This is a genomic window from Staphylococcus sp. EG-SA-2 (assembly GCF_017152085.1).
The window spans coordinates 1-657 of sequence record NZ_JACYHC010001176.1; the positions used below are offsets into that span (position 1 = coordinate 1).

Consider the following 657-nt stretch of genomic DNA (forward strand, 5'->3'; position numbering starts at 1 on the left):
AATCACCCTCATAAATACTGTCATCAATATGATAAGTTACAATTTCACCTATTATTAAATCAGCCCCATCTAATACATCTCCAAGCAATATCATTTGCGATAGTTTACATTCGAATCTCATTTTCGCATCTTTAATTCCTGGCGTCTTAATCGTTGTAGATGTTAAAAGTGATAATTCTGTACGACTCAACTCACTGTCACCATATGCTAACGGCGCTGCAGTCTCATTAATATCTTGAACATTATCTTCGTCTGTAATATGCACAACAAAGTCTCCAGTCCGTTCTATATTTAATGCAGTATCTTTTCTCTTACCTCCTGCACGTTGAACTGCAATAGCAATCATTGGCGGATGATTATTAACAATATTAAAAAAGCTAAATGGTGCTGCATTTACTGATGCATCTTGATTTAATGTTGTAACAAAAGCTATAGGTCGTGGAATAATTGAACCAATTAATAATTTATAGTTTTCTCTAGCAGTTAATGATTGTGCATCAAACGTATACATAATACCTACCTCTTTTCTAAGTATATCTAGGTATTTCTCCGATTTTGGTTAATTTAAACATCTATTCTCCTCTGAAAATCACTTGTATTTATTTAGCAAATCTTTTGAAATATGACACATATGCATATCTTCTGGATATTTTTCTA

At 32.4% G+C, this 657-nt stretch carries 1 protein-coding gene and 1 pseudogene; both read right to left on the reverse strand.

Features of this window, described 5'->3' with window-relative positions:
- Window positions 1-511, reverse strand: a 511-nt coding sequence (locus IDG60_RS19315; RefSeq protein ID WP_206161080.1) for a flavin reductase family protein, incomplete at its 3' end; no start/stop codon positions are given.
- Between the two features lie 78 nt (window positions 512-589).
- A pseudogene (locus tag IDG60_RS19320) lies at window positions 590-657 on the reverse strand (peptide-methionine (S)-S-oxide reductase); the annotation flags it as partial.